At 66.2% G+C, this 24182-nt stretch carries 22 protein-coding genes; 8 read left to right on the top strand and 14 right to left on the bottom strand.

Annotation, left to right across the window (positions count from 1 at the left end; translation table 11 throughout):
* Nucleotides 1–598: 598 nt before the first annotated feature.
* Together AC6LJW_RS21000 and AC6LJW_RS21005 are read left to right on the top strand one after the other, a co-directional pair.
* Complete coding sequence (locus AC6LJW_RS21000) at nucleotides 599–877, top strand: DUF4212 domain-containing protein (RefSeq protein ID WP_056568664.1); 279 nt, start codon at nucleotides 599–601, stop codon at nucleotides 875–877.
* On the top strand, nucleotides 877–2967 hold the full coding sequence (locus AC6LJW_RS21005) for a sodium:solute symporter family protein (RefSeq protein WP_105237599.1): 2091 nt from the start codon (nucleotides 877–879) through the stop codon (nucleotides 2965–2967). The genes AC6LJW_RS21000 and AC6LJW_RS21005 overlap by 1 nt, the downstream gene beginning before the upstream one ends.
* Here AC6LJW_RS21005 and AC6LJW_RS21010 read toward each other — a convergent pair.
* From AC6LJW_RS21010 to trxB, 5 genes are read right to left on the bottom strand one after another with little or no spacing between them, the layout of a single operon-like run.
* The gene (locus AC6LJW_RS21010; protein ID WP_498088191.1) at nucleotides 2964–4094 is read right to left on the bottom strand and encodes a hypothetical protein; all 1131 of its coding nucleotides are present in this window, start codon (nucleotides 4092–4094) and stop codon (nucleotides 2964–2966) included. The genes AC6LJW_RS21005 and AC6LJW_RS21010 overlap by 4 nt on opposite strands.
* The gene (locus AC6LJW_RS21015) at nucleotides 4081–4749 is read right to left on the bottom strand and encodes a hypothetical protein (RefSeq protein ID WP_498088192.1); all 669 of its coding nucleotides are present in this window, start codon (nucleotides 4747–4749) and stop codon (nucleotides 4081–4083) included. The genes AC6LJW_RS21010 and AC6LJW_RS21015 overlap by 14 nt, the downstream gene beginning before the upstream one ends.
* Nucleotides 4746–5075 (bottom strand): DMT family transporter, encoded by a 330-nt coding sequence (locus AC6LJW_RS21020; protein WP_056568656.1) that lies wholly within the window; start codon nucleotides 5073–5075, stop codon nucleotides 4746–4748. The genes AC6LJW_RS21015 and AC6LJW_RS21020 overlap by 4 nt, the downstream gene beginning before the upstream one ends.
* Nucleotides 5072–5746, bottom strand: coding sequence for a Smr/MutS family protein (locus tag AC6LJW_RS21025; RefSeq protein ID WP_056568653.1), 675 nt, complete (start codon nucleotides 5744–5746; stop codon nucleotides 5072–5074). The genes AC6LJW_RS21020 and AC6LJW_RS21025 overlap by 4 nt, the downstream gene beginning before the upstream one ends.
* A complete protein-coding gene (gene trxB / locus AC6LJW_RS21030; protein WP_076519114.1) occupies nucleotides 5733–6692 on the bottom strand; it encodes a thioredoxin-disulfide reductase in 960 nt (319 codons plus the stop codon). Before trxB ends, AC6LJW_RS21025 begins: the two co-directional genes overlap by 14 nt.
* 42 nt (nucleotides 6693–6734) lie before the next feature.
* Between trxB and AC6LJW_RS21035 the strand changes: the two genes are divergently transcribed.
* Nucleotides 6735–9116, top strand: coding sequence for a DNA translocase FtsK (locus tag AC6LJW_RS21035; protein ID WP_156395235.1), 2382 nt, complete (start codon nucleotides 6735–6737; stop codon nucleotides 9114–9116).
* The gene (gene lolA / locus AC6LJW_RS21040) at nucleotides 9116–9751 is read left to right on the top strand and encodes an outer membrane lipoprotein chaperone LolA (RefSeq protein ID WP_056568645.1); all 636 of its coding nucleotides are present in this window, start codon (nucleotides 9116–9118) and stop codon (nucleotides 9749–9751) included. Before AC6LJW_RS21035 ends, lolA begins: the two co-directional genes overlap by 1 nt.
* Before the next feature lie 403 nt (nucleotides 9752–10154).
* On the opposite strand, the gene AC6LJW_RS21045 is transcribed toward lolA, so the two are convergent.
* The 9 genes from AC6LJW_RS21045 to AC6LJW_RS21085 all read right to left on the bottom strand — a co-directional run bounded on the left by AC6LJW_RS21045 (nucleotide 10155) and on the right by AC6LJW_RS21085 (nucleotide 19851).
* Entirely contained in the window at nucleotides 10155–10568 is a 414-nt protein-coding gene (locus AC6LJW_RS21045) for a RidA family protein (protein ID WP_498088193.1), read from the bottom strand.
* 39 nt (nucleotides 10569–10607) lie between these two features.
* Nucleotides 10608–12077 carry an N-acyl-D-amino-acid deacylase family protein gene (locus AC6LJW_RS21050; protein WP_056568640.1) on the bottom strand — a complete coding sequence of 490 codons (1470 nt, stop codon included), beginning with the start codon at nucleotides 12075–12077 and terminating at the stop codon, nucleotides 10608–10610.
* A gap of 13 nt (nucleotides 12078–12090) precedes the next feature.
* A complete protein-coding gene (locus AC6LJW_RS21055) occupies nucleotides 12091–12963 on the bottom strand; it encodes a MurR/RpiR family transcriptional regulator (RefSeq protein WP_056568637.1) in 873 nt (290 codons plus the stop codon).
* A gap of 29 nt (nucleotides 12964–12992) precedes the next feature.
* Nucleotides 12993–13991: an ABC transporter ATP-binding protein gene (locus tag AC6LJW_RS21060; RefSeq protein WP_056568635.1), complete on the bottom strand. Its 999-nt coding sequence runs from the start codon at nucleotides 13989–13991 to the stop codon at nucleotides 12993–12995.
* The gene (locus AC6LJW_RS21065; RefSeq protein ID WP_427986732.1) at nucleotides 13988–14995 is read right to left on the bottom strand and encodes an ABC transporter ATP-binding protein; all 1008 of its coding nucleotides are present in this window, start codon (nucleotides 14993–14995) and stop codon (nucleotides 13988–13990) included. Before AC6LJW_RS21065 ends, AC6LJW_RS21060 begins: the two co-directional genes overlap by 4 nt.
* A gap of 2 nt (nucleotides 14996–14997) precedes the next feature.
* Entirely contained in the window at nucleotides 14998–15867 is an 870-nt protein-coding gene (locus AC6LJW_RS21070; RefSeq protein WP_056568629.1) for an ABC transporter permease, read from the bottom strand.
* Between the two features lie 9 nt (nucleotides 15868–15876).
* Nucleotides 15877–16818 carry an ABC transporter permease gene (locus AC6LJW_RS21075; protein ID WP_056568626.1) on the bottom strand — a complete coding sequence of 314 codons (942 nt, stop codon included), beginning with the start codon at nucleotides 16816–16818 and terminating at the stop codon, nucleotides 15877–15879.
* Nucleotides 16819–16910: 92 nt separating this feature from the next.
* Nucleotides 16911–18470, bottom strand: a complete 1560-nt coding sequence (locus AC6LJW_RS21080) for an ABC transporter substrate-binding protein (protein WP_082579001.1) — start codon at nucleotides 18468–18470, stop codon at nucleotides 16911–16913.
* Between the two features lie 112 nt (nucleotides 18471–18582).
* A complete protein-coding gene (locus AC6LJW_RS21085; protein WP_056568623.1) occupies nucleotides 18583–19851 on the bottom strand; it encodes an amino acid deaminase in 1269 nt (422 codons plus the stop codon).
* Between the two features lie 177 nt (nucleotides 19852–20028).
* On the opposite strand from AC6LJW_RS21085, the gene AC6LJW_RS21090 reads away from it, so the two are divergent.
* From AC6LJW_RS21090 to AC6LJW_RS21105, 4 genes are all read left to right on the top strand, one after another.
* Nucleotides 20029–20820, top strand: coding sequence for a deaminated glutathione amidase (locus tag AC6LJW_RS21090; protein ID WP_498088194.1), 792 nt, complete (start codon nucleotides 20029–20031; stop codon nucleotides 20818–20820).
* Nucleotides 20821–20922: 102 nt separating this feature from the next.
* Nucleotides 20923–22263: a replication-associated recombination protein A gene (locus AC6LJW_RS21095; protein ID WP_498088195.1), complete on the top strand. Its 1341-nt coding sequence runs from the start codon at nucleotides 20923–20925 to the stop codon at nucleotides 22261–22263.
* Between the two features lie 45 nt (nucleotides 22264–22308).
* Nucleotides 22309–23652, top strand: a complete 1344-nt coding sequence (gene serS, locus AC6LJW_RS21100; RefSeq protein WP_056568618.1) for a serine--tRNA ligase — start codon at nucleotides 22309–22311, stop codon at nucleotides 23650–23652.
* Nucleotides 23653–23886: 234 nt separating this feature from the next.
* Nucleotides 23887–24135 (top strand): hypothetical protein, encoded by a 249-nt coding sequence (locus AC6LJW_RS21105; protein WP_082578999.1) that lies wholly within the window; start codon nucleotides 23887–23889, stop codon nucleotides 24133–24135.
* Nucleotides 24136–24182 lie beyond the last annotated feature (47 nt).

The raw sequence follows: 24182 nt of genomic DNA on the forward strand, positions 1-24182 counted from the left end.
GCGGCAGAAAGCGGATGCGCGCCGGGCAGGCGAGGTAACCATTCAGGACACCGGCAGGTTACGGAGCAGGGGGTAAAAACGGGGTATAGCTTGGCGGGCAGGGTGTAAACGGCGCGTAAAGATGATCCGGGATGCTGTCGCCTCATGCCCGGAATCGGGCTTTTCGAGATGCACGGACTTGGACGGCCGGGCCATCCGCCATGATCACTATTTGAGCAGCGCTCAAGAATTAGGGCATCCGCCGGGCGGTTTTGGGCGAAAAATCCCAATATTTAGTACGGCACCCCCAAAATGCACTTATATGGTGCATGGAATATGTAAATGAATGCTCCGTCTTAGGGCATTCCCCTAGTGTGGCATTCCCGCATCTGGTGCAGAATCTCTTCCCATGCAGGTGAGGAGACAAAGCCCTGCATGGGCAAATACCGGCGGCACCGGTACATAAAAAAAGTAAAGCAGTACTCAAAAAAAGCAAACGCACAACGGCTGGCACCAGGAAGTGCCAGCCGTTGTCGCATAAAAAGCCGGCAAATCAAGCTTCAGGGCTTTTCAAGCGCTGCGTTTGGCGATATTCAGATGGGATCTGCTTATCCTCGCTATGCCGCAAACGCGCCTTACTCCGTCCCGGACATCCATCACGCCTTACTGGCGCCGCAACCTGCGGCTGATCGTGCTGCTGCTCGTTGTCTGGGCCGCGCTGACATTCGTCCCCTCGTACTTCGCACGCAATCTCTCCTTCGATTTCATCGGCTGGCCCTTCGCCTTCTGGATGGCCGCCTATGGCGCCCCGCTGGCCTACTTGATCATCATCGCCGTCTACGCCCGGGTCATGAATCGCGCCGATGAGCGCGCCGACGAAACCGGGGAGCAGCCCTGATGCCGTTTTTCAGCGGCGATACGCCCCAGGAATTCCGCATCCGGCTGCGGCGCATCTACGTGCTGTACACGGCCGGCTTCGCGCTGATGATCCTGCTGATGGCGCTGGCCGAGATCCTGGGCATGCCGCGCAACTGGATCGGCTATGTGTTCCTGCTGGTCACCGTCAGCCTGTACGCCGGCATCGGCATCGTCTGCCGCACCTCGGATCAGGTCGAATACTACGTCGCGGGCCGGCGCGTGCCGGCCATCTACAACGGCATGGCCACGGCGGCCGACTGGATGTCGGTGGCGTCCTTCATCGGCGTGGCGGGCACGCTGTACCTGACCGGCTACGGCGGGCTGGCCTACATCCTGGGCTGGACGGGCGGGTACGTGCTGGTGGCGATGCTACTGGCGCCGTATCTGCGGCGCTTTGGCCAATACACCATTCCCGATTTCATGGGCGCGCGCTATGGCGGCAACCTGCCTCGGCTGGCCGGCGTTGCGTGCGCCATCCTCTGCTCGTTCACCTATCTGGTCGCGCAGATCTACGGCGTGGGCATCATCACCACGCGCATGACGGGGATTTCGTTCGAACTGGGCATCTTCGTGGCGCTGGGCGGGATGCTGGTCTGTTCGTTCCTGGGCGGAATGCGGGCCGTGACGTGGACGCAGGTCGGCCAGTACATCATCCTGGTCATCGCGTATCTCGTGCCGGTGATCTGGCTGTCGGTCAAACACACCAACATGCCATTGCCGCAGCTGTCGGGCGGGGCGGTGCTGCAGCAGGTGACCGAAAAAGAGGTCTACCTGCAAAACGATCCCTCCGAGATCGAGGTGCGGGGCATCTGGCAGCAGCGCGCCGATGAAATGGGGCGCCGTCTGCAGGCGCTGCCCGAGTCCTGGACGCTGGAAAAGGACAAGCTGCGCAGCCGGCTGGCCCAGTTGAACGCGGGCGATGCGCCCATGGTCGAGATCCGGTCGGCCGAGCGCGAACTGGCTGCCTACCCGCCCACCGTCGAGGACGCGCGCGCCACGTGGTCGCAGGCCAAGGCAACCTTCGAGGCCCGGGCCGCGCCGCCGACGCCGCATGCCGAACCGTTCCCCGCGAAAGACCCCGAGGAACGCAGCAACATGCGCATCAATTTCCTGGCGATGGTGCTGTGCCTGATGCTGGGCACCGCCGGGATGCCGCACATCCTGATGCGCTCATACACGACGCCGTCCGTCATCGAGGCGCGCAAATCGGTGTGCTGGTCGCTGCTGTTCATTCTGCTGCTGTATTTCATGGCGCCCGCGCTGGCGCTGCTGGTCAAGTTTGAAATCTATACCCAGGTCGTGGGCTCGAATTTCCTCAGCCTGCCCAACTGGGTGCATGCCTGGAGCGCGGTCGACACCAATCTGCTCGACGTCAGCGACATCAACCGCGATGGCGTCGTGCAGCTCAGCGAAATCAGCATGGGGGCGGACGTGGTGGTGCTGGCCATGCCCGAGATCGGCGGGCTGCCCTACGTGATTTCGGGGCTGGTCGCGGCGGGCGGGCTGGCGGCGGCGTTGTCCACGGCCGACGGCCTGTTGCTGACGCTGTCCAATTCCCTGTCGCACGACATGTGGTACCGCGTCGTGTCGCCGCGCATGTCGGCGGCGCGCCGGGTGATGGTGTCCAAGATCCTGCTGCTGGTGGTGGCGTTCGGCGCGGCGTGGGTCGCGGCACGCAAGCCCGCGGACATCCTGTTCATGGTGTCGGCCGCGTTTTCGTTCGCGGCCTCGTCATTCTTTCCGGCGCTGGTCATGGGCGTTTTCTGGCGGCGCGCGAACAAATGGGGCGCCACGCTGGGCATGGCGGCCGGGCTGGCCGTGACGTTTGCCTACATGACGCACACGCATCCGTGGCTGCGGGAATCGGTGCTCGGCATCGCGCGCACGCAGCCGGTGGATCTGTGGTGGGGCATCCAGCCCATCGCGGCCGGCGTGTTCGGTGCGCCGGTGGCGTTTCTGACGATCGTGGTGGTGTCGCTGCTGACGCCGCCGCCCGATCGGGCCACGTTGGCGCTGGTGGATTACCTGCGTAATCCGGACGCGCGTCACCCGCAGCCAGACAACACCTAGGGCGCGGGGCAGGCGGCCGGGCGGCGGTCTTCGGGATCGGCGCAGGCTGCCCAGGCGGCGTCGGGCATCGCCTGCAACAGCGTCACGACCTGACCCGGCGCCCAGAGCCACTGCACACCGCCGGGCGCGCGGCCCGCTGCCTTCCAGATACGCTGGCGGGCGTCGGCGCTCAGGTCAAAGCGCCCATTGGCGCCGCTGTTGCCGCTGGCCAGCACGGACGACGGATCGCGCTTGGCGTCGTAGACATCGGCGTCGCCGCGCGGCTGCACGATGGCCCAGTCGTAGTGGTAGGAGTCCAGCGCCGGCGGTTTCCAGCCGGGGCCGGGCAGCACCAGGATCGGGTGTTCGCCCTGGACAGCGTGATACGGCAATGCTGCCTGCGCGCCCAGGCCGTCTTCGGTGTCGCGGACCGGCCGCAGGTAGCGTTGGGCGGCCTGGCCCTTGGCGTCATGCACGATGACCTCGTTCGCTTCGCCGGTTTCGGGCGCGTGGCGGATGGTTCGCAGCAGGCGGCCCGCGGCGTCATGCACGTAGCGCACTTGCGGACGGGTGGCGCCGTCGCAGGCCCCCTCGGCCAGTTCCGCCAGCCAGCCATTGGCGTCGTAACGCAGGCAATGCCGGACTGGGCGATTCTGGCGGCCATCCCAGGCGCGCGAGCGGATGTCGTAACCGGTCAGCCTGCCGGCCGCGTCGTAGCGGAAGCGCGTTTCGTTGTCCGGCATCGGCAGGGTGGGGCCGGGCTTGGCGCGCGCCTCTTCGACCGTGTGCGGGCTGTATTGGGCGATGCCGCAAAGATGCTGGCTGCCGTCCGCGCCGCGCTCGAAGCGCAGCAGGGTGACGCCAATCCGCGCGGCGGGTTCGGCCGCATAGACGGACCAGTCCACGTGTTCTGCCCGGATGACCGGCGTGGCGCGCGGGCCTTCTGGCACCAGGACGGGCGGCAGCCAGCTTCGGATGCGGGAACCGTCCTTGCCCAGCAGCGTATTGGTGTCGTCGAGCCGGACATCGGCGATGACGGTCAGCCTGTCGCCCGCGGCGAGCGGTTGGCACAAGGCCTGCGCAAGCCCGGGCGCCGCGGACAGTGCGGCCAGGGCAAGCAGGCGCAAGACGATATCAGTTTGCGGCATTGTGCAGCCACGCAACGAGACCCCACAGCTCGGCGCTGACGCCGCCCAGCCTCAGCGCCCCGTCGCGGGACTCCATCAGCAGGAAGGGATAGGCTTTGCGTTCGAACGTGCCGGCGGGCGGCAGCCGGTAGGGGGTGAAGTGGCCGGACGACAGCAGATAGGTGTTGGTCATGTCGCCAACGTCCACGTGTAGATACCAGACGGCCAGATCCGTGCCCTTGAACGCGGCATCGGCTTCCGGATACGTGCCGCCTTGGCCTGCGGGAATGCCGCTGGCCAGCACGCCCAGGAAGACCGGACGCGGTCCGTATTGCGGGCGGTATTCGCCATCGCCGGTGCGGCGGGTGAAGGCCTCGCGGATGAAGCCGGCGGCTCGCGAGCCGGGCACCACGGACTTGTCGAACAGAGCATCGAGTTGCGCGTCGTTCAACGGACCCCGCGCCGCGGCCAGCCGGTCCATGTCCTGCGTGAAAGCGGTCAGCCACGCCCGGTAACGCTTGAGCTCGGCCGCGCGGTCAAAGTCCTGGGCTGAGGCGCTGCCGGCGAAAAGCCCAGCGAGGCACAGGCAGGCCGCCAGCGCGCGGCGCAGGATGCCCTGCGCCAGGATGCCCTGCGCCAGGATGCACCGCGCGAGGACCGCAGCGACGGCCGTCAATGCGAGACGGATTTGGAGAAGACGTTCATCACCACCACGCCGGCGATGATGAGGCCGATGCCGATGAGCGCGGGCGTGTCCAGGTGCTGCTTGAACAGTACCGCGCCCACGATGGAGATCAGCACGATGCCGACGCCGGACCAGATCGCGTAGGCAATGCCCACGGGGATTTCGCGCAGGGTCAGCGACAGGAAATAGAACGAGATCAGGTAGCCGAAGACGGTGATGACGGACGGCACGAGCCGCGTAAAGCCTTCGGAACCCTTGAGCGCGCTGGTGGCGAAGATCTCGGCGACGATCGCCACGCCCAGGTAGAGCCATTTCATTTGCGCGGACCCTCAGACTGCCGCAGCAGCACCAGCAGGGCGCCCGCGCCGCCTTCGCGTTCCGGAGCCTCGGAAAACGCCATGACCTCGGCCTTCTGGACCAGCCAGGTGCGCGCCTTGTCCTTCAGGACCGGCTCCAGGCCTTCCGAGTTGTAACCCTTGCCGTGTACGATGCGCACGCAGCGGATGCCGTGTTCCTGGCATTCGTCCAGAAACGACAGCAGGGCATGGCGAGCCTGCTCGACGCGCAGTCCGTGCAGATCGAGTTCAGCCCCGGCGCGCCATTGGCCGCGGCGCAGGTTGCGCGCGGTGTCGGGCGCCACGTCGCCGCGCACGAAGGCGGTGCCGGCTTCGGACAGCAGATGCGTGATCTCGCCACCGTCCGAGACGCCGGCATCGGCGCGGTTGGGCGTTTCGCCCAGCGCGTTGGCGCGGCGCAGGGCCGGCGCGGGTTCGGCGGCGGGCTTGTGCGTGACGCGTTCCGCGTGCCGGATCGGCGTGACGGACTTCATCGAACGCTTGAACGCCGCGAGATCGTCCTCGGGGGGCGATGCCGCGCGCGCCGGCGCTGCCGCCGCCCGTTGCGGGGCCAGGGCGGCGCGCTCGCGCTCTTCCTGCAGGTCTTTCTTCAGGCGTTTCAGGTCGGCCACGCCGACCTTACTGCCCCGCATTCTCCAACCACCGTTGGGCGTCCAGGGCGGCCATGCAGCCCGTGCCGGCGCTGGTGATGGCCTGGCGGTAGACGTGATCCTGGACGTCGCCGGCGGCAAACACGCCGGGCACCGAGGTCATCGTGGCCATGCCGGACAGGCCGCTCTTGGTGACGATGTAGCCGTCTTTCATTTCGAGCTGGCCCTGGAAGATTTCCGTGTTGGGCTGGTGGCCGATGGCGATGAACGCGCCGGTGACGGCCATGTCTTCAGTCGCACCGGTGTCCACGTGGCGAACACGCACGCCGGTCACGCCGCTGTCGTCGCCCAGCACTTCTTCCAGCGTGTGGAAGAGCTTGAGCTCCATGTTGCCGTTTTCGACCTTGCTCATGAGCTTGTCGACCAGGATGGGCTCGGCGCGGAACTTGTCGCGGCGGTGGATCAGGGTGACCTTGCGGCAGATGTTGGACAGGTACAGGGCTTCCTCGACGGCGGTATTGCCGCCGCCGACCACGACCACGTCCTGGTTGCGGTAGAAGAAGCCGTCGCAGGTGGCGCAGCCGGACACGCCGCGGCCCATGAAGGACTGCTCGGACGGCAGGCCCAGGTACTTGGCCGAGGCGCCGGTCGCGATGATCAGGGCGTCGCAGGTGTAGATCTTGCCGGTGTCGCCGGTCAAGGTGAAGGGGCGCTTGGACAGATCGACCTTGGCGATGTGGTCGAACAGCATCTCGGTGTTGAAGCGTTCGGCGTGCTTCTGGAAGCGCTGCATCAGGTCGGGACCCTGCACGCCATCCGCGTCGGCCGGCCAATTGTCGACATCCGTGGTGGTCATAAGCTGGCCGCCTTGGGCCAAACCTGTAACAAGAACAGGGTTCAGATTAGCGCGTGCCGCATAGACGGCCGCCGTGTAACCGGCGGGGCCGGAACCGAGTATCAAAACTTTAGCGTGCGTAGGCGTGGACATGGGCAGGTATCTTTAGGGTAACGCCCAATTATAATGAGCCGCATGCCGCGTATCTCGACTGCTTCTCCGCGCGCCTCGCGCAACACCCGCAACGGACCTTCGCCGCTGCAAACGCGCATTTCCGCGTTGCTGCGCGAAGCCCGCTGGATCCTATTTGCCGCCCTGGCGGCCTGGCTTACTCTGGTGCTCGCCACCTGGAGCGCGTCCGACCCTGGCTGGTCGCACTCGGTTCCCGGCGATGTCGTGCGCAACCAGGGGGGACGCCTGGGCGCCTATCTGGCGGACATCCTCCTCTATCTATTCGGTTTTTCTGCCTGGTGGTGGGTCATCCTGCTGCTGCACCGCGTGCGGGCCGGGTACCGGCGGTTGGCCGCGCAGTTGCGCGTGGCCAATAGCAAACAGCCTGAAGTGCTGCCGCGCGTCCACTGGGAAGAGGGCATCGGCTTCGTCCTGCTGATGGTGGGATCGCTGGGCATGGAAGCCCTGCGCCTGGCCAGCCGCGGCACCCATCTGCCGGGCGCTTCGGAAACGGCCAGCGGCGCCGGCGGGGTCATCGGCCAGATGCTGGCCGGCCTTATCGGCAGCAGCATCGGCTTTACCGGCGCCACACTGGCCTTTCTGGTCATGCTGGCAATCGGACTCAGCCTGTTTTTCTCGTTCTCCTGGTTGGCGGTGGCCGAGCGTGTCGGTTCCTGGCTGGAAGGCCTGGTCCGCAAGATGCGCAATTCCTACACCGCGCGCCAGGATCGCAAGGTCGGCGAAGTCGCCAAGGCCGTGCGCACCGAACAGGTCGTGGCCAAGCAGGAAAAGCTGGTGCACGAGCAGCCGGTGCGTATTGAACCGGCCATCACCGTGGTGCCCAAGTCCGAGCGCGTCGAAAAGGAAAAGCAGCAATCGCTGTTCTTCCCGCCCACGGGCGGCGCCGAAGGTGATCTGCCGGCCATCAGCCTGCTCGATCCGCCCCTGAACAACCAGGAAACCGTCTCGGCCGAGACCATCGAGTTCACCTCCCGCCTGATCGAAAAGAAGCTGGCCGACTTTGGCGTGTCGGTTACCGTGGTCGCGGCGCAGGCCGGTCCGGTCATCACCCGCTACGAAATCGAACCGGCCACCGGCGTGAAGGGCAGCCAGATCGTCAACTTGGCCAAGGATTTGGCACGCGCGCTCAGCCTGGTCAGCATCCGCGTGGTTGAAACGATTCCCGGCAAGAACCTGATGGGGCTGGAACTGCCCAATCCGCGCCGCCAGATGGTGCGCCTGTCCGAGATCCTGGGTTCGCAGACCTACCACGCCAGCCATTCCGTGGTGACCATGGCGCTGGGCAAGGACATCGCCGGCAACCCGGTGGTGGCCGATCTGGCCAAGATGCCTCACCTGCTGGTGGCGGGCACGACCGGTTCGGGCAAGTCCGTCGGGATCAACGCCATGATCCTGTCGCTGCTGTACAAGGCCGACGCCTCGCACACCCGCCTGATCCTGATCGACCCCAAGATGCTCGAAATGAGCGTCTATGAAGGCATCCCCCATCTGCTGGCGCCGGTGGTCACCGACATGCGGCACGCTTCCAACGCGCTGAACTGGTGCGTGGGCGAAATGGAAAAGCGCTATCGACTCATGAGCAAGATGGGCGTGCGCAACCTGGCCGGTTACAACACCAAGATCCGCGACGCGATCAAGCGCGAAGAGCCGATCCCCAATCCGTTCTCGCTGACGCCGGACCAGCCCGAACCCCTGTCGCCGCTGCCGACCATCGTTGTCGTCATCGACGAGCTGGCCGACCTGATGATGGTCGTCGGCAAGAAAATCGAAGAACTCATCGCCCGTCTGGCGCAGAAGGCGCGCGCGGCGGGCATCCACCTCATCCTCGCCACCCAGCGTCCCAGCGTGGACGTGATCACCGGCCTCATCAAGGCCAACATCCCAACCCGCATCGCGTTCCAGGTGTCGTCCAAGATCGACTCGCGCACCATTCTTGACCAGATGGGCGCGGAAACGCTGCTGGGTCAGGGCGACATGCTGTACATGCCGCCAGGCACGGGCCTGCCGGTGCGCGTGCACGGCGCATTCTGCAGCGACGACGAAGTCCATCGCGTGGTCGAGAGCCTGAAGGCGCAGGGCGAGCCCAACTACGTCGAGGGCCTGCTGGAAGGCGGCCTGGACGGCGACGGGGCCGAGGGCGCCAGCAGCGTCACGGGCATTGGCGGCGACGCGGAATCCGACCCGATGTACGACCAGGCCTGCGAAGTCGTGCTCAAGCATCGCCGCGCGTCGATCTCGCTGGTCCAGCGGCACCTGCGCATTGGTTACAACCGTGCGGCCCGGTTACTCGAGCAGATGGAGCAATCGGGTATGGTGTCGGCGATGCAATCCAATGGGAACCGCGAGATCCTGGTTCCCGCAGCTGCCGCCCGAGAGGAAGCATGATGAAGACGTATCAAAGGCTGGCCGCCGTCGCGGTCCTGGGTCTGACGCCGGCGCTGGTTCCGGCCGTGGCGCTGGCCGCCAGCGCGCAGGAGCAATTGCGCGCCTTCGTGACCACGGTCACGTCGGCCACCGGGTCGTTCTCGCAGTACACCGTCAACGATCAGGGCCGGACGCAGCCCGCGCAGACCGGGGTGTTCTCGTTCCAGCGGCCCGGCAAGTTCAAGTGGGCCGTGCAGAAGCCTTATGAGCAGCTCGTCATTTCCGATGGCCGGCAGGTGTTCCAGTTCGACCCCGATCTGGCGCAGGTCACCGAGCGCAAAGTCGACGCCGCCATCGGCACCTCGCCCGCGGCCATTCTCTTTGGCTCGGGATCGCTGGAGCAATCGTTCGATGTCTCTGCGCTGCCTGCCAAGGACGGCGTGGACTGGCTGCGGGCCAAGCCGCGCACGGCCGACGCCGGTTTTTCGCGCGTCGACATCGGCATGAAGAACAACCTGCCCGTGCGGGTGGAACTGCTCGATTCGTTCGGCCAGACCACGCGCGTCGACCTGTCAGGCATCCAGGCCAACCCGCAACTGCCCGCCAAGGAATTCCAATTCACCGCGCCCAAGGGCGTGGATGTGGTGAAGATGTAGCGCGGTGTTGGCGCCAGCCCAATGCAGAATGCCCGGTGGAAACCGGGCATTTTTGTTTTGAATGCCGTGTCTGGCGGCAGCCGTGCAACGAACCCGGTGTCTGACACCCGCGTGAGACGGTCGTCAGCTTGGGCCGGCGTCGCAGGGGTGTCAGACACCTGCCGACCTGCCGCAGCCGTGAATAGAACCCGGTGTCTGACACCCGTGTGAGACGGTCGTCAGCTTGGGCCGGCGTCGCAGGGGTGTCAGACACCTGCCGACCTGCCGCAGTCGTGAATAGAACCCGGTGTCTGACACCCGCGTGAGACGGTCATCAGCTTGGGCCGTCGTCGCAGGGGTGTCAGACACCTGCCGCCCTGCCGCAGCCGCGAATAGAACCCGGTGTCTGACACCTGCCTGCGTGTCAGGGCCGCTTGTACGCCACGCAGTCGACTTCCACTTTCGCGTCAACGACCAGGCTCGACTGCACGCAGGCACGCGCCGGCGGGTTGGCGCCGAAGTATTCCTTGAATACCTTGTTGAACGACGCAAAGTCACGCGCGTCGTCCAGCCAAACGCCGCAGCGCACGACGTGTTCGGGGCCGTAGCCGGCTTCCTGCAGGATCGCCAGCACCTGCTGGATGGCCTTGTGGCTTTGCGCGACGATGCCGCCTTCGATCACTTCGCCGTTGTCCATCGGCACCTGGCCGGAAACATACAGCCAGCCGTCGGCGGCGACGGCGCGGGCGAAGGGCATGTGCGAGCCGCCCTGGCCGGTGCCGCCGGCCACGCCGAAGCGGGTGATGCCGTTGTTGTCGGGAGTGGGGGTAGCGGTCATGAGATGGATCTCCTTGAAGATGTCCGGATGCCGCCGCGGTCAGGCGGCCGAAAGATCGGGGTAAGACGCGCGCAGGTCGCCGCTGCGCGGCAGCCAGCGGCCGGCGCGCTCGCCGGTGGCCTGGCCCTTGCGGTAGGACAGGACGCCGTTGACCCACACCGCCTCGATGCCCGCCGCGGTTTGCACGGGCGCGGCGAAAGTGGCGCTGTCGATGACGGTGTCGGGGTTGAACAGCACCAGATCCGCGTGATAACCCTCGCGCACGAAGCCGCGCTCGGCCAGGCCGAAGCGGGCGGCGGATAGCCCCGTCATCTTGTGCACGGCCTGGGCCAGCGGGAACAGGCCGACGTCCCGGCTGTAATGGCCCAGCACGCGCGGGAAGGCGCCCCACAACCGCGGATGCGGCATCGGATCGTTCGGCAGGCCGTCCGACCCCACCATGGTCAGGCGGTGCGACAGTACGCGGCGCACGTCGTCTTCGTGCATGTTGTGATACACCGCGCCGGCCGGTTGCAGTCGTTGGGCTGCCTCCAGCAGCGTCACGCCCCAGTCGGCCGCAATGGCGGCGAGCTTGCGGCGCGCCTGTTCCGGATGCGGCTCGGACCAGGTGATGTCGATGTCGAATTCGTCCGTGACCTGCTTCAAGTCCAGCGTCGACGAACTGGCGGAATACGGATAACAATCGCAGCCCACGTGCTGCATGCGCCCCGCGTTTTCCAGCGCGAACAGCACCTCTTTCGTGCGGCCCCAGTTGCCGGCGCCCGCGCATTTCAGGTGCGACACCACCACCGGCACGCGTGCGTGCAGGGCGATGTCGAAGGCTTCCTGCATGGCTTCCAGGATGGCGGCAAATTCCGAGCGCAGATGCGTCGTGTACAGCGCGCCGAACTCGTCCAGGGCCTCGGCCAGCAGTTTGACCTCGGCCGTGTCCGCTTCGAACGCGGACGCATAGGCCAGGCCAGTGCTCAGGCCGATCGCGCCGTGCGCCAGCGCGTCGCGCAACTGCTCGCGCATCGCCAACACCTCGTCGCGCGTGGCGGGACGGTCCAACCGGTCCATGTGATTGCTGCGCAGGGCCGTGTGTCCGACCAGCGCGGCCACGTTCACGGCCGGCCGGGCGGCCTCGATGGCGCGGGTGTAGTCGGCAAAGGTGGCATAGCGGAAGTCCTCGCGCTTGCCCAGCAGGTTCATCGGGTCGGGCGGATCGCCGCGCAGCGTCACCGGCGAGGCGCTGATGCCGCAGTTGCCCACGACCACGGTCGTCACGCCCTGCGACAGCTTGGGCAGCATGTCCGGCGTGCGGATGACGGTGGTGTCGTCGTGGGTGTGGACGTCGATGAAGCCGGGGGCCAGCGCCAGGTCGGTGCCGTCGATGATCTGGCGCGCGGGGGCGCCGGGCAGGTCGCCGATGGCGGCAATGCGGCCGCCTTCCAGCGCCACGCTGGCGCGGATTTCCGGGCCGCCGGAGCCGTCCAGGATCCGGACGTTGCCTATGAGGGTGTCGTACATCTTGGTTTCCAGATCAATCGCCCAGCGGCAGGCGGTTCGGCCCGCCGCGGTGCTCGTCCAGCGCCAGCTTGATGCGGCGCAGGCGTTCGCGGTTTTCTTCCTGGTTCAGCATGGCCAGTTCGGTCGACAGCAGGTCGATGGCCAGCATCATCGCGTAGCGCGAGGCGGAGGGCTTGTAAATGAAGTCGGTCTCGTCGGTGCGGATGGGCAGCACCACGTCGGCCAGCTTCGCCAGTTCGGACGAGGCGTCGGTGATGGCGACGATCCTTGCGCGGTATTGCTTCACGATGCGCGCCGCGCCCACGATTTCAGGCGTGAGGCCCGATGCGGACAGCACCAGCACGGCGTCGCGCTCGTCCAGCGTGGCTGCCACCATGCGCAGCAGCACGGCGTCGCTGTAGACGGCAATGGGATAGCCCAGCCGCACCAGGCGCGACTGCACTTCCTGCGCCAGCACCGCCGACGCGCCGCCCATGCCGAAGACGTAGATCATGCGCGCCCCGTCCACGATCGACGCGGCCGCCTCGAAGAGCTGCTCCGTGAATGCGGGCAGGTGCGCGCGCAGCGTGCTTTCGATGTCGGCGTAGATGCGGGCGTAAAACGTGCTTTCCTCGGCCGGGGCGCTGGGATCCAGGAAGCGGCTGCCCACCGTGCTGGCCTGCGCCAGCTTCATTTTCAGGTCACGCGTGTCGTCGCAGCCGACCGTGCGCGCAAAGCGCGAGATGGTGGCGATGCTGACGCCGGCCTTGGCGGCAAGCTGGTCCACGGTGGCGCTTGCGCTCCAGATGATGTCGTCCAGAATGGCGTCGGCCACCTTGCGCTCGGTCACGCTCAATGCGTCCCGCCGACTGCGTATCTGGAAGACGATGTCGCGGATGATGTTCATGTGTGATTCCTGGATCAATTCGGGCGGGCTCAGGCCGCGAGCGCGGGATCGTCGAGGCGGATGCAGGACACGTAGTGGTCCGCGCTGACGCTGACGGCCGGCGGCACGGCCGCAGCACAGGCGTCGATGGCGTGTGGGCAGCGCGTGCGGAACACGCAGCCGGAAGGCGGGTTCACCGGGCTCGGGATATCGCCCTTCAGGAGGATACGCGAACGCGGCGCGCGCGGATCCGGCACGGGCGCGGCGGACAGCAGCGCGCGCGTGTAGGGATGGCGGGGGCGGGCGTAGACCTCGCTGGTAGGCCCGCGCTCCATGACGCGGCCCAGATACATCACCACCACGTCGTCGCACAAGTAATCCACCACGGCCAGGTCGTGCGCCACGAACAGCATGGTCAGGCCCAGGTCGCGCTGCAGGTCCTGCAGCAGGTTCAGCACCTGCGCCTGCACCGACACGTCCAGCGCGGACACCGGCTCGTCGGCCACGATGAAATCCGGCTCCACTGCCAGCGCGCGCGCAATGCCGATGCGCTGGCGCTGGCCGCCGGAGAACTCATGCGGGTAGCGGCGGCTGTGATCCGCGTTCAGGCCCACGCGCTCAAGCAGTTCGCCGATCCGCTCGGCGCGGCGGTTCTGCGCCAGCTTGTGCGTGTCCAGCGCCTCGCCCAGGATCTCGGCCACCGTCATGCGCGGATTCAGGCTGGCGTACGGGTCCTGAAACACGATCTGCATGCGGCGGCGCCACGGCAGCATCTGCTTCTCGTTGAGCGTGGTGATGTCCTGTCCGTCGAACACGATGCGGCCGGCAGTGGGGGCGAACAGGCGCAGCAGCGCGCGCCCGGTCGTGGTCTTGCCGGAACCGGATTCGCCCACCAGGCCGACGATGGTGTTGCGCGGCACGTCGAAGCTCACGCCGTCCACCGCGCGCACGACGGGGGCGTTGCGCGCTTGCGAGGTCGGAAAGTGGACCTTCAGGTCATCGATGCGCACCAGCGGTTCGGCGGCGCGGGGAGTCGGAATGCTCGTCATATCTGATTCACCTTGATGCAGCGGGCGCGGTGTTCGGTCTGCACCGTCACCAGGTCGGGCACGCCGGCGCGGCAGTCGTCCGCGGCCAGCGGGCAGCGCGGCGCGAACGTGCAGCCGGGCGGCAGCGACAGGACGCTGGGCACGTTGCCCGGAATGGCGCGAAGACGTTCGCCCGACGCCAGCAGCGCGGCCGTCGGCAGACAGGACAGCAGGCCGCGCGTGTAGGGATGCGTGGGCTTTTCGAACAGGTCGTAGACGCCGGCGTCCTCGACCACGCGGCCGGCATACATCACGGCCACGCGATGCGCGATCTCGGCCACCACGCCCAGGTTGTGCGTGATGAAGAGGATGCTCATGTTCATCTCGGCCTGCAGGCGGCGCAGCAGGTCCAGGATCTGCGCCTGCACCGTCACGTCGAGCGCCGTGGTGGGTTCGTCGGCGATCAGCACCGCGGGGTTGCATGCCAGCGCCAGCGCGATCATCACGCGCTGCCGCATGCCGCCCGACATCTGGTGCGGGTATTCGTTGACGCGGCGATCGGCCGCCGGTATCTCCACGCGCTCCAGCATCTCGCGGGCGCGCTTCAATGCCGCGGCGCGCGAGCCGCCTTCGTGCTGCAGCACCGCCTCGGCGATCTGGTCGCCCACGGTGTACAGCGGGTTCAGGCTGGTCATGGGCTCCTGGAAGATCATCGCGATCTCGGCGCCTCGGATGCGTTGCAGTGTGGCGGGCGTCGCGTGCGCCAGGTCGTGCTGGACGCCCTGGCGGTCGCGGAACAGGATTTTGCCGGCCTCGATGCGGCCCGCCGGCTTGGGCAGCAGGCCCATGATGGACAGGCTGGTCACGGACTTGCCGGAACCGGATTCGCCGACGATGGCCAGCGTTTCGCCGCGGGCCAGGTCGAAGGTGACGCCGTCCACCGACTTGGCGATGCCGTCGCGGCTGTGGAACCAGGTTTTCAGGCCTTCCACCGACAGCACGATGTCTCGGGTGCTTGCGGTCATGTTTACAGCTCCTTGCGCAGGCGCGGATCGAGAACGTCGCGCAGGCCGTCGCCCACCAGTTGCAGCGACAGCACGGACAGCACGATGGCGATGCCGGGAAAGATCATGATCCAGTCCGCCGAGCCCATGTATTGCTGGCCGGCGTTGATCATGGTGCCCCAGGTCGGAATGTCGGGCGACACGCCCACGCCCAGGAACGACAGGCCCGCCTCGGCCAGGATTGCGTACGCGAAGATGAAGGTGCCCTGCACCAGAATGGGCGACACCAGGTTGCGCAGCACGTGCACGGTGACGATGCGCCACGTGGGCACGCCCAGCGCGCGGGCGGCCTCCACGAAGGGCAGCTCGCGGATCACCAGCGTCGAGGCCCGCACGATGCGTGCCAGGCGCGGCGTGTACACGATGCCCAGCGCAATCACCACGTTGACCAGCGACGGCCCCAGCGCGGCCACCAGCGAGATCGCCAGCAGGATGTCCGGGAACGCCATCATCGCGTCGATCAACCGCGACACGAACTTGTCGGCGGTGCGGAAGAACCCGGCGATCAGCCCCAGCGCAATGCCCAGCACGCTGGACAGGATGACGACGGAAAAGCCCACCATCAGCGACAGCCGTCCGCCGTGGATGACGCGGCTGAAAACGTCGCGGCCGAAGTCGTCGGTGCCGAACCAGTGCGCGGCGCCCGGCGCCTTCAGACGGTTCATGATGGACAGCTTGAACGGATCGTAAGGGCTGATCCACGGCGCCAGCAGCGCGGCGGCCGCCAGCACCACGATCACGATGAGGCTGATCAGCACCGTCTTGCGCGACACCAGCAGGCGCAGGACCTGCCAGCGGTCCGAGCCGGGATTCATGGAAGTTGCAGTCGTCATGTCGATGGCTCAGTAACGCACGCGGGGGTCGACCACGAGATACAGCAGGTCGATGAACAGATTGATCAGCACGTAGATGGCCGCGATGATCAGCAGCGCGCCCTGGATGACGGGATAATCCCGCCGCAGCACGGCCGACACCACCAGGCTGCCCACGCCGGGCAGGCCGAACACGGTCTCGGTCACAACCGCGCCGCTGATGAGCAGCGCCGTGGTCAAGCCCAGCACCGTCAAAATCGGGATCAACGCGTTGCGCACCGCGTGCTTCAGGATGACCTTGCGTTCCGGCAGGCCCTTGGCGCGCGCCGTGCGCACGTAGTCGTCGCGCAGAACGTCCAGCATGCTGGCGCGAATGAAGCGGGTAATCAGCGCCGAATTGACCAGTCCCAGCACGACCGCAGGCAGGATCAAGTGCGACAGGCGCGTGGCGAGCGAGGCGTCCGGCCCGCCATAGCCGGCCACCGGCAGCCAGCCCAGCTTCACGGAGAACACCTGCATCAGCAGCAGCCCCAGCCAGAAGCTCGGCACGCTGGAGGTGAACATCGAAAACGAAAGCACCGACTGGTCCAGCGTCGTGCCGCGCTTGACCGCCGACAGAATCCCCACCGGCAGCGCGATGGCGCTGGCAATCAGCAGCGACATCAGCGTCAGCAGGATAGTCGGTTCAGCGCGGTCGGCCAGCGCCGACAGCACCGGCTTGTTCATGAAAATGGACTGGCCCAGATCGCCCTGCACAAGCTTGCCCAGCCACGACACGTACTGCATCGCCACAGGCTGGTCCAGCCCGAGCTGCGCGCGCAGGGCGGCGATGTCCTGCTGGCTGGCCTGCGGTCCGAGCATCACGGCGGCCGGGTCGCCGGGCGTGAGGCGGATGATCACGAACACGATGGTCGCGACGATGAACATCACGGCCACCAGCCCGACCAGCCGATTCAAGAGATAACGCAACACGGTGACATCCTAGAAATCATTGCGTGGGCGCGAGCAATCGCGCGCGCAGGTCCGCGGCGGCGGGCGGCAGCGGCCGCCCGCCGGGCAGGGGCTTACTTGGGCGCCTTCCAGGCATTCCAGAAGTATGGCCACGGCACCGCCTGTGTGCCTTGCAGCGCGGGCGAGCGCGCGGCTTGCGCGTTGAAGTCGCCCACCTTGATGAACGGCACCTCGTCATACACGGCCTGCTGCACGTCGGCCCAGCGCTTGACACGCTCTTCCTGTGAGCCGGCCTGATTGAAGGCGTCCAGCACCTGATTGCGGCGCGGCGTGTCCCACCAGCCCGGCGCGTCCTTGGACGGGAAGTCGATCAGCGCGGGTTCGGGCAGGAAGGGGCTGTGGGTAATGAAGATGTCCCACACGGCCGGATCCTGGCGGCGCTGCGTCAGCGTGGCCCAGTCCACGACCTGCATGTCCACCGTGAAGCCCGCGGCCTTCAGGTATTCGGCGGCGACCAGCGCCATCTTGTAGTGGAACTCGTACTGCTGGCTGGTCAGGATGCGGATCTTGCGGTCCTGCACGTTGGCGCCGTCCACCAGCTTCTTGGCCGCCGCGGCGTCGCCCTTGTTGTAGACCTTGCCGCCCAGCGACGTGGCCCACGGGAAGCCTTCCGGATACAGGTCGCCGTTGAGCTTGTAGAAGTTCTTGTCGCCGAACGCCGCGAACAGCATGTCTTCTTCGTTCAGGGCCAGCTGCACCGCCTGGCGCACGGCCTGGTTCGACATGATGCCCTGCTTGGTGTTGAGCACCAGGCGCGGCCAGCCGAAGGGCTTGAGCATGACGGGATCCGAGCGGCCGTTCTTCAGCTTGGCCAGCGACTCCACGGGCAGCGAATCCACATAGTCGAACTGGCCTGCCACCGCGCTTTCCACGCGGGTGTTGGCATTGCTGACCGGCACGAAGCGGATTTCGTCCAGGTATTGCTTGCGCGCGCCGCCGTAGCCGTTGGGCTCACCTTCGCGCTGCTTGTAGCCCTCAAAGCGGACAAGCTGCACGTACTGGTCGGGCACCCGGGCCTTGAGTTGATAGGGGCCGGTGCCGACGAATTCGGTCAGGGCCGGCGCAATCTTGCCCTTGGGCATGACGACAGCGGCGCTGTTGTTCATGGCCAGCAGCGCGGTCAGCGGCGCGTACGGCTGCTTGAGCGTGATGCGGATCGTGTTGGCGTCCGGGGCCTCGATGCCACTGATGATCTTGGCGGCCATCTTGCCGCGCGTGGCGGTCTCGGTCCAGCGCTTCAGGGACGCCAGCACGTCGGACGAATCCATCTTCGAGCCGTCATGGAACGTGATGCCCTGGCGCAGCGGAATCGTGTAGACCAGGCCGTCGGCCGACACTTCCGGCATCTTGTCGGCCAAGAGCGGCGTCAGGTTCCACTTGGCGTCAAAGGTGTACAGCGTCTCGAAGAAATGCTGGGTCAGGATGCCCACCAAGTCCGCGGTGCTGGTCATCGGGTCCAGCGTCGGCGGCTCGCCGATGGTGGCGACAGAAATCGTGCCTCCCTTGACCGGCGTGGCACAGAGGGCGGGGGTCGACAAAGCGGTCAAGCCAATTGCGCCGGCCGCGAGCAGGCTCTTCAGCCCACCGCCTCGCCGGGAGGTACGGAAGTTCATGATTCTCTCTCCAGAGGAACAGAAACAGGTTGTCGCGTGAAATCGGATGAGCGCCGGGTGCCCGGATGCTGCGGTCCCCGTCGGGCCTGGCGCGGTGCCGCGGGCAGGGGGACTAGAAGAAGGTTTCGGCCACGCCGGTGACGCCGTAGTGCTCATTCACCAGCAGTACCTGACGCCATTTGTCGAACGTCAGGCAGGGATGCGAAATATCGAAGGCGATCATGTCGCCGACCTGGATGTCGTCGCCGTCGCCCACCTGCATGAACGCGTGCTGATCCATCATGGCGGACAGCTTCCAGTGGGACGGCGCGGCGCCAGGCTGCACCGAACCGGGCCGGTACAGCAGGGCGGGAGTGGGCAGGCCCGCGTCAAAGGCCGCGTCGCGCTTGCCCAGGGCGATGATGGCGCGGCCTGGTTCGGGCAGCGACTGCACGTAGGCCCAGACCTGCAAGGCGGGCTGCAGGCCAGGCTCCATCTTGCGCGCCACCGGGTTCTGCGCATTGATGCGCTCGGCCGCGGTGCGGTAGATGCCCACGTCGTGCGACAGGTAGCAGCCCGGACGCAGCACCACTTCCAGGGGGCTGCCGATATCCAGTTGCGAGAATTCCTCGGCCACGACGTCGAACCAGGCCGAACCGGCGCCTGAGATGATGGCTGGACCGTTCTTGCGCAGACGGCCGGCGGCGGCCAGGCCGCGCAGCGCATCCGTGGCGCGGCGCAGGAACGCGCGGATGGCGCCTTCTTCCTGCAGCACGCCTTCGTAGACCTCGATGCCGGCCAGCGCCAGGCCGGGCCAGCGGGCGATCTCGTCGGCCACTGCCTGCAACTGCGCGTCGTCGCGCACGCCGGTGCGTCCGCCGGCCGGACCCAGTTCGATCAGTACGGGCAGCACCTTGCCCTCGTCGCCGAAGAACTTGCCCAGTTGTGCGGCGTTGGCGGCGGAGTCCACGATGCAGAAGAATGTGAAAGCGGGGTCTTGCAGCAGACGCGCGATGATCGCCATGTTGGCGCGGCCTACGAGCTGGTTGGCCATCAGCACCCGGCGCACGCCGTGCTGGTAGGCCGCCAGGACCTGCGGCGCGGTGGCCAGGGTGATGCCCCAGGCGCCATTGTCGATCTGGCGCTTGAACAGCGCAGGGCTCATCGTCGTCTTGCCATGCGGCGCCAGCTTGACGTGATAGGCCTCCATGAACTGCTGCATCCACTGCAGGTTGTGGCGCACGCGCGCTTCGTACAGCACGGCCACGGGCAGGCTCACGTCTTCGTTCAGCAGATTCCAGTTGAGCGCCGCCACGTCGGCGGTGGTACAGGACTCGGGAAACGCGCCCAGGCCTTTGCCATTCACGTCCAGCGGCGCTGCGGGGGAGGAGGAGTTGGTCATGAGAGCGGCCTGTTTTGGAAAATATTTACGTCAAATCTATTTTTTTTCATTATCGTGAAAGAAATTTACAAGCGGGAGCTAGGAGTTTCCCGTAGCCCGGGCCGCGCCGACGGTGGGAAAATAGGTCCATGCTGCGCGCCCCACAGGGCGCGCCCGTGCTTCGACAAAGGAAAAGCCATGCTGAAAGTCGCCCTGGGCCAGTTCGCCGTCAGCCGCGTATGGGAAGAAAACGCGCAGGTCTGCATCGATCTGATGGAACGCGCCCGCGCCGGCGGGGCCGGCCTGCTGGTCCTGCCCGAGGGCATCCTGGCCCGCGACATCACCGATCCGCAGATCGTGCTCAAGGCCGCGCAGCCGCTGGACGGCCCCTTCATTACCCAACTGCTCGAGGCCAGCCGCGGTTCGGACCTGGCCACGATGATGTGCGTCCACGTGCCGACGGGCGAGGGCCGGGTGTGGAACACGCTGGTCACGATCCGCGACGGCCAGATCCTGTCGCAGTACCGCAAGCTGCACCTGTACGACGCCTTCACCATGAAGGAATCCACCAATGTCACCGCCGGCACCGACATCCCGCCGTTGCTGGATATCGCCGGCCTGCGCGTGGGCCTCATGACCTGCTACGACGTGCGCTTTCCCGAACTGGCCCGCCGCCTGGCGCTGGACGGCGCCGACCTGCTGGTGCTGCCAGCCGCCTGGGTGCGCGGTCCGCTCAAGGAAATGCACTGGGAAGTCCTGGTGACCGCGCGAGCGCTTGAAAACACCTGCTACGTCGCGGCCACCGGCGAATGCGGCGAACGCAATATCGGGTGCAGCATGGTCGTGGATCCGCTGGGCGTCGTCACGGCGCGGGCCGGCGAAGCGCCCGCGCTGGTCTTTGCCGATATCGACCCCGAACGGCTGGCTCATGCGCGCAAGGTCCTGCCCGTGCTGGCGAACCGCCGGTTCGGCTCGCCCGAACTGGCGTAGGCTTGGCGCGTTGCTGCCTCGCGGGGCGGCAGGCAGGCAAGGGGGCCGGGCATGGTGTAATGCAGGCTTGAAATCCTTGCTGTATTCCTTCATCTGCTGCCAATGAGCAACGATCTCTTCGCGGCCGATCCTGCGCATCGGCCATACGTTCCCCTGGCCGAACGCCTGCGTCCCCGCACCCTGGCCGACGTGGTCGGCCAGTCGCACCTGCTGGGACCCGACAAGCCGCTGCGCGTCGCCTTCGAATCCGGCCGTCCGCACTCCATGATTTTCTGGGGGCCGCCGGGCGTGGGCAAGACCACGCTGGCGCGCTTGATGGCCGACGGCTTCGATGCGCAGTTCATCGCCATCTCGGCCGTGCTGGGCGGCGTGAAGGACATTCGCGACGCCGTGACGGTGGCGCAGATCGCGCAAGGCCAAGGGCGCCGCACGATCCTGTTCGTCGACGAGGTCCACCGTTTCAACAAGGCGCAGCAGGATGCCTTCCTGCCCTATGTCGAAAGCGGGCTGTTCACGTTCATTGGCGCGACCACCGAGAATCCCTCGTTCGAGGTCAATTCCGCCTTGCTGTCGCGGGCGCGCGTGTACGTGTTGCAGTCGCTGACGGCCGAAGAGCTGCAGCAGCTGGTCGACCGCGCCGTGCAGGCGCTCAACGAAGGCCAAGACGATGGCGCGGCCATCCGCATCGAGCCCGACGCGCGCGAGCAGCTTGCCGCCTGGGCCGATGGCGATGCGCGCCGGCTGATCAGCGCGGTGGAAGTCGTGGCTGAATCGGCACAGTCCGCCGGACGCGATACGGTGGATGCCGCCTGGCTGGAAATTTCCCTGTCGCAGAACCTGCGGCGCTTCGACAAGGGCGGCGACGCCTTCTACGACCAGATCAGCGCGCTGCACAAGTCGGTGCGCGGCTCCAACCCGGATGCCGCGCTCTACTGGTTCTGCCGCATGATCGACGGCGGCGCCGATCCCAAGTACCTGTCGCGGCGGCTCGTGCGCATGGCGGTGGAAGACATCGGCCTGGCCGACCCGCGCGCCACGGACCTGGCCGTGAATGGCGCCGACATCTACGAACGCCTCGGCTCCCCTGAAGGCGAACTCGCGCTGGCACAGGCGGTGGTCTACATGGCGTGCGCCGCCAAGTCCAACGCCGTCTACAACGCATACAACCAGGCGCGCAAGTTCGCGGCGGAGCACGGCAGCGCGCCGGTGCCCACCCACCTGCGCAACGCGCCGACCAAACTGATGAAACAGCTGGGCCACGGCAAGGCGTACCGCTACGCCCACGACGAGCCCCACGGCTACGCCGCGGGCGAGCAATATTTCCCTGATGGACTCAAGCCTTCCTTCTATCGGCCGACCGATCGCGGCCTGGAGGCTAAAATCCAGCAGAAGCTGGCATTCCTGCGCGAGCTGGACGCGCAGGAACGCGCCAAGAACCGGTGACGGGCAAGCCCCGCCGCCATTTTTTGCAACCTCACCGACCTCACCATGCTAGACCCGATACTGCTGCGTAAAGACCTGCAAACCGTCGTAGACCGCCTCAAGACCCGCGGCGTCGCCTTCGACACGGAACGGTTCAACGACCTGGAGTCTCGCCGCAAGGCCGTCCAGACCGAGACCGAGTCCCTGCAAGCCCGCCGCAATGCGCTGGCCAAGCAGATTGGCCAACTGAAGGCCAAGGGCGAGGACGCCAGCGCCGTCATGGCGGAATCGCAAGCCGTGCCCGAGCGCCTGAAGCAGCTCGAGGAAGAGCTGGCCGCCCTGCAGCAGCCGCTCAACGACTTGCTGATGTCGGTGCCGAACCTGCCGCACGCCAGCGTGCCGCTGGGCGAGTCCGCCGACGACAACGTCGAGGTCCGCCGCTGGCTGCCCGGCGAAGCCGGCGCCGACGGCAACCCGCCCGCGCTGGGCTTCGAGGCCCGCGACCACGTGGCGCTGGGCGAACCGCTGGGCCTGGACTTCGACATGGCCGCCAAGCTGTCGGGCGCGCGCTTTTCGTTCATGCGCGGCCCCATCGCCCGCCTGCACCGCGCGCTGGCCCAGTTCATGCTGGACCTGCAAACCGGCACGCACGGCTATACCGAGTGCTACACCCCCTACATAGTCAACGCGTCGACGCTGTACGGCACCGGCCAGCTGCCCAAGTTCAAGGACGACATGTTCGCGGTCTCCAAGGGCGGCGACGACGATCCCAAGGTTGACGACCAGGGCAAGCCGTACGTGCGTGAAGACCAATACCTGATCTCCACGTCGGAAATCACGCTGACCAGCGTGGCCAGCGGCGCGATCCAGGCCGCCGCCGACCTGCCGCTCAAGCTCACCGCCCACACGCCGTGCTTCCGCTCTGAAGCTGGCAGCGGCGGCCGCGACACCCGCGGCATGATCCGCCAACACCAGTTCGACAAGGTCGAAATGGTGCAGATCACGCAGCCGGACCAGTCGTACGAGGCCCTCGAGGAAATGGTCGGCCACGCCGAACGCGTGCTGCAATTGCTGAACCTGCCGTACCGCGTCGTGCTGCTGTGCACGGGCGACATGGGCTTCGGTTCGGCCAAGACCTATGACCTGGAAGTCTGGCTGCCGGCGCAAAACACCTGGCGCGAGATCTCGTCGGTGTCCAACTGCGAAACCTTCCAGGCTCGTCGCATGCAGGCGCGTTTCCGCAATGCCCAGGGCAAGCCGGAATATGTGCACACGCTGAACGGTTCGGGATTGGCCGTGGGCCGGGCGCTGGTCGCCGTGCTTGAAAACCACCAACAGGCCGACGGCAGCGTGCTGATTCCTGAGGCGCTGCAGCCTTACATGGGCGGTATTACAGTACTCAAACCCTGATATTCACCCCGCGTCCATCGGCCATATGGCGGATAAAAAGACGGAGCCTTCGGGCTCCGTTTTTTTTTATCATTGCCGACATATTCCTGTCGCTTTGGAACGCTATCTTGCTCGCGTGAGTGCTTGATTTTTGATGTGAGCAATTGTGTATTTGGCATAAAAGGGCCGGATAGTTACGGCACAATACACCGGCGTTCGACACGCGTCATTCACTTATATAACAAGGAGTTGTCCATGACTTCAAGAATGATTGGAGATTTTCGTGTGAGATGCTCTGTGGCAAAGGAAGACGAACAGGGCTATCGGGTGCAGATATGGACCCGCCGCGTTGGCGGTACCGCACCGGAAAAATGCTGGACCGTGCCGGGACAGCCGCCCTTCGCGGAATTGCACGAAGCAGAACAGGAAAGCCGTCATCTGTTCCAGGGCATTAATGGTGTGCGTTTCAACGGTGAACCGGAGTTTGCTCATGCGTCCGCATAATGGTTGGTGGCGGGCGTCCAGTGCGCCGCGCCGCTGGATTGATCTCG

This window comes from Achromobacter sp. 1012554356 (assembly GCF_059760815.1).

Coding starts and splice junctions, on each gene's coding strand:
- AC6LJW_RS21000 (WP_056568664.1), top strand. CDS start 599: ATGCCGCAAACGCGCCTTACTCCGTCCCGGACATCCATCACGCCTTAC.
- AC6LJW_RS21005 (WP_105237599.1), top strand. CDS start 877: ATGCCGTTTTTCAGCGGCGATACGCCCCAGGAATTCCGCATCCGGCTG.
- AC6LJW_RS21010 (WP_498088191.1), bottom strand. CDS start 4,094: ATGCCGCAAACTGATATCGTCTTGCGCCTGCTTGCCCTGGCCGCACTG.
- AC6LJW_RS21020 (WP_056568656.1), bottom strand. CDS start 5,075: ATGAAATGGCTCTACCTGGGCGTGGCGATCGTCGCCGAGATCTTCGCC.
- AC6LJW_RS21025 (WP_056568653.1), bottom strand. CDS start 5,746: ATGCGGGGCAGTAAGGTCGGCGTGGCCGACCTGAAACGCCTGAAGAAA.
- trxB (WP_076519114.1), bottom strand. CDS start 6,692: ATGTCCACGCCTACGCACGCTAAAGTTTTGATACTCGGTTCCGGCCCC.
- AC6LJW_RS21035 (WP_156395235.1), top strand. CDS start 6,735: ATGCCGCGTATCTCGACTGCTTCTCCGCGCGCCTCGCGCAACACCCGC.
- lolA (WP_056568645.1), top strand. CDS start 9,116: ATGAAGACGTATCAAAGGCTGGCCGCCGTCGCGGTCCTGGGTCTGACG.
- AC6LJW_RS21045 (WP_498088193.1), bottom strand. CDS start 10,568: ATGACCGCTACCCCCACTCCCGACAACAACGGCATCACCCGCTTCGGC.
- AC6LJW_RS21050 (WP_056568640.1), bottom strand. CDS start 12,077: ATGTACGACACCCTCATAGGCAACGTCCGGATCCTGGACGGCTCCGGC.
- AC6LJW_RS21055 (WP_056568637.1), bottom strand. CDS start 12,963: ATGAACATCATCCGCGACATCGTCTTCCAGATACGCAGTCGGCGGGAC.
- AC6LJW_RS21060 (WP_056568635.1), bottom strand. CDS start 13,991: ATGACGAGCATTCCGACTCCCCGCGCCGCCGAACCGCTGGTGCGCATC.
- AC6LJW_RS21065 (WP_427986732.1), bottom strand. CDS start 14,995: ATGACCGCAAGCACCCGAGACATCGTGCTGTCGGTGGAAGGCCTGAAA.
- AC6LJW_RS21070 (WP_056568629.1), bottom strand. CDS start 15,867: ATGACGACTGCAACTTCCATGAATCCCGGCTCGGACCGCTGGCAGGTC.
- AC6LJW_RS21080 (WP_082579001.1), bottom strand. CDS start 18,470: ATGAACTTCCGTACCTCCCGGCGAGGCGGTGGGCTGAAGAGCCTGCTC.
- AC6LJW_RS21085 (WP_056568623.1), bottom strand. CDS start 19,851: ATGACCAACTCCTCCTCCCCCGCAGCGCCGCTGGACGTGAATGGCAAA.
- AC6LJW_RS21090 (WP_498088194.1), top strand. CDS start 20,029: ATGCTGAAAGTCGCCCTGGGCCAGTTCGCCGTCAGCCGCGTATGGGAA.
- AC6LJW_RS21095 (WP_498088195.1), top strand. CDS start 20,923: ATGAGCAACGATCTCTTCGCGGCCGATCCTGCGCATCGGCCATACGTT.
- serS (WP_056568618.1), top strand. CDS start 22,309: ATGCTAGACCCGATACTGCTGCGTAAAGACCTGCAAACCGTCGTAGAC.
- AC6LJW_RS21105 (WP_082578999.1), top strand. CDS start 23,887: ATGACTTCAAGAATGATTGGAGATTTTCGTGTGAGATGCTCTGTGGCA.